The following is a 1,773-nucleotide window of genomic DNA, read 5'->3' on the forward strand; positions in this document are numbered from 1 at the left end:
ATCCGGATGGCGATCCGCCTGGCCGCGCCCACAGGTTGGCGGGTGATCCGGGAGATCGGGGTACGGGTCCCGGGCGGCAATCTCCTCCCTGACCTGACGGTGTTGCGGCCAGACGCACCGCGCGAGCGGATGTGGGCCGAGCCGGCGGACATCGGTCTCGTCCTGGAAGTCGAGTCGACAGGAAGTCGTCGCCACGATCGGTTCACCAAGCCCGCCCTCTACGCCGAGGCTGGTATCGCACACTACTGGCGGGTGGAACGGGGCAACTTCGGCCCGGTGGTCTACCGCTACCGGCTCGGCGAGGGCGAGCACTATGAGCTGTTGGGCACCCTGGGTCCGAACGACCCAGTGAACGTGGACGAGCCGTGGCCGATGAAGCTGGACCCGTCTGCCTGGCCGCGCTGAGACAAACACCCGGACAGACCGAAGCCCGGCCCGCTGCACGCGGGGCCGGGCTTCGTCGTCTGTGTAGCTCAGCCCTTGCCGGCGTGGCTGGCGAGCTGGTCGAGGCCGTTGATGATGCCGCCGGCCAGGTCGCCGCCGCTGAACGCGCCGACCATGGAGAGTGCGGCCAGCTTGGCGTACGTGTCGGGGATGCGCTTGCGGGCGTACCGCCCGGTGACGATCTCCAACTGCCGCTGGTTGGGCGACACGGCGATCAGCACCGACTTGTCGGGCTCGGCGAGCTGACGGTGCAGCCGCTGGGCGTGCTCGCGGATCGGCTCGTCGAGACCGCCGACGAAGACCGAGAACACCAGGCCGGTGCCCTTGTCGGCCAGGCGCAACGCCTCGTCGATGCGCAGCAACTGGCGGGTCGAGAACGGCCCGTCCAGCACCTCGGGCGGATTTTCCGACCCGGCCTGCTTCTCACCAACGGTCACTTGCGCCTCCGGTTCCACCGGCCGGCGCCTCGACGCTGGCCTTCTCAAGCTTGTGGCTGGTCAGCGCGGGCGCCTGCGCCCCCGCCGTCAGCGCGGTGCCGGCCGAGTCGGCCAGCTGCTCCGGGCGGCCCAGGAACCAGACCGGAGTGAAGTCGAAGGGCCGGCCCGGCCGGTAGCGCTTGGCGTGACCGCCACCGCCGGTGGCACCCCCACGGCTACCGGCGTACGACAGGCCGGCGATGACCAGCACCGCTGCCAACGGGATGCCGACGAAGACCAGCAACGTCTCGGTAACAGACAATCCCAACGCCCCCAGGCGGAAGAAGGACGACCTTGAAAAACCGGGTCGGATGGACGATCACGCTGCCGACCGCCCGACTCCGTCGCCATTCACGTTAGCGGAGTCGACGGCCCGCCAGATTGCGGGGTGCCGATCCCATCCGTCACTGGAGTTCTCCAGTTGCGCAGCGGTAGCGATAAGCCGCGCGTCGTCGCCGTACCGGCCGGTGAGCAGCACCCCGACGGGCAGTCCGTCGGTGGTGCTGCCCAGCGGCAGGGAGACGGAGGGATCGCCGGTGACGTTGAAGATGGCGCAGTAGGGCGAGAACCGGCGTTGCCGGTCGAAGTCGGCGGCTGGGTCCGCGTCGGCGCTGAACCAGCCGACCGGCGCCTGCGGGGTGGCCAGGGTGGGGCAGAGGAGCAGGTCGCAGCCAGCGGTGCGACGGGTGCCCAGGCGGACCTGCGCCTGCAACTCCCCGAGGGTGGCGGCCAGGGTGCCGGCGGAGAGCTCGGCGCCCCGGGCCCGCAGCAGCCGGGTCAACGGCAGCAGCTCCGCCTCCCGCTGCGGCGGCACCGGGGCGAGCGCCAGCACGTACCAGAGGATCTCGAACAG

4 protein-coding genes are annotated in these 1,773 nt (G+C 70.6%); 1 reads left to right on the forward strand and 3 read right to left on the reverse strand.

Annotation, left to right across the window (positions count from 1 at the left end; all coding sequences use genetic code 11):
- On the forward strand, positions 1-405 hold a 405-nt coding region (locus tag KBX53_RS32020), incomplete at its 5' end, for a Uma2 family endonuclease (RefSeq protein ID WP_210863565.1).
- A gap of 68 nt (positions 406-473) precedes the next feature.
- Here KBX53_RS32020 and KBX53_RS32025 read toward each other — a convergent pair.
- The 3 genes from KBX53_RS32025 to KBX53_RS32035 all read right to left on the reverse strand — a co-directional run.
- Positions 474-881, reverse strand: a complete 408-nt coding sequence (locus KBX53_RS32025; RefSeq protein ID WP_030333506.1) for a DUF5130 family protein — start codon at positions 879-881, stop codon at positions 474-476.
- The gene (locus tag KBX53_RS32030; RefSeq protein WP_030333505.1) at positions 868-1,164 is read right to left on the reverse strand and encodes a hypothetical protein; all 297 of its coding nucleotides are present in this window, start codon (positions 1,162-1,164) and stop codon (positions 868-870) included. Before KBX53_RS32030 ends, KBX53_RS32025 begins: the two co-directional genes overlap by 14 nt.
- A 75-nt stretch (positions 1,165-1,239) precedes the next feature.
- A partial coding sequence (locus KBX53_RS32035; protein WP_247676532.1) for an amidase family protein occupies positions 1,240-1,773 on the reverse strand: 534 nt, incomplete at its 5' end.

The organism is Micromonospora sp. M51 (assembly GCF_018070305.1).
Classification (GTDB): Bacteria; Actinomycetota; Actinomycetes; order Mycobacteriales; family Micromonosporaceae; genus Micromonospora; species Micromonospora parva.